At 74.4% G+C, this 812-nt stretch carries 1 protein-coding gene and 1 pseudogene; both read left to right on the top strand.

Annotated features, from left to right (window positions below; translation table 11 throughout):
- Nucleotides 1-414 (top strand): annotated as a pseudogene (locus tag HC022_RS29575) (energy transducer TonB); the annotation flags it as partial.
- Entirely contained in the window at nt 414-644 is a 231-nt protein-coding gene (locus HC022_RS29580) for an energy transducer TonB (protein WP_254885299.1), read from the top strand. The pseudogene HC022_RS29575 and the gene HC022_RS29580, both read left to right, overlap by 1 nt.
- The last annotated feature ends 168 nt before the right edge of the window (nt 645-812 follow it).

The following is an 812-nucleotide window of genomic DNA, read 5'->3' on the forward strand; positions in this document are numbered from 1 at the left end:
GACGCGCCCGCCGAGGACGCCATCGTGGCGCTGCCCCCGCCCGAGGAGACCGCCGAGGTCGAACCGCCCGAGGAGCTGACCCCGCCGCCGCCCGAGGAAACCCTCGAGGCCGAGGAGGAAGAGACGCCCGAGCCGCCGACCAATGCGCTGGCAAGCTCGCCGCGCCCGGTCGAACGGCCCGAGAACCTCGCCAGGACCAGGCCGGAGCCCGAGCCCCGGCCGGAACCGCAGCGCCAGTCCCGCACCACGCAGACCAAACCCGAGCGCCGGCAACCGCAGGCCGCGCCTCAGGGCAACGCCGAGCGCAATGCCAATGCCGGGCAGGAAGCGGGCAGCGAGACCGCGACGGCGACCCGCAGCGGCGCCGGCAGCAGGCGGGCAATGCCGCGGCGAGCAACTACCCGGGCCAGGTGATGCGCAAGCTCTCGCAGGTGCCGCGGCCGTCCTTGAACGTGCGCGGCGCCACGGTGGTGGCGTTCCGGATCGGCACCAACGGCGGGCTCGCCGGGGCGTCGGTGGCGCGCAGCTCGGGCTCTTCGGCGCTCGACAGCGCGGCGCTGCGGGTGGTGCAGCGCGCCGCCCCCTTCCCGGCCCCGCCGGCAGGGGCGCAACGCAGCTTCTCGGTGCAGATCAAGGCCCGCTGACGGCCCTGCCCCGAGCAGCCCTCACAACCGATCAAGGCGCGCCCCGGCGCGCCTTTTTCGTGTCTGCGGGTTGGAGCTTCGCGGTGTCTCTGGGTCGAATCCTGGCCTGTGTCTGCGGGGCTGAGCTTTGCAGTCACTGCGGGGCGGACCCTTGCCGTCTCCGTGACG

Source organism: Salipiger sp. HF18, from assembly GCF_011806505.1.
Classification (GTDB): Bacteria; Pseudomonadota; Alphaproteobacteria; order Rhodobacterales; family Rhodobacteraceae; genus Salipiger; species Salipiger thiooxidans.

What these genes read in the sequence shown, in the direction of transcription:
- HC022_RS29580 (WP_254885299.1), top strand. Translation starts at nt 414, where the DNA reads ATGCGCAAGCTCTCGCAGGTGCCGCGGCCGTCCTTGAACGTGCGCGGC.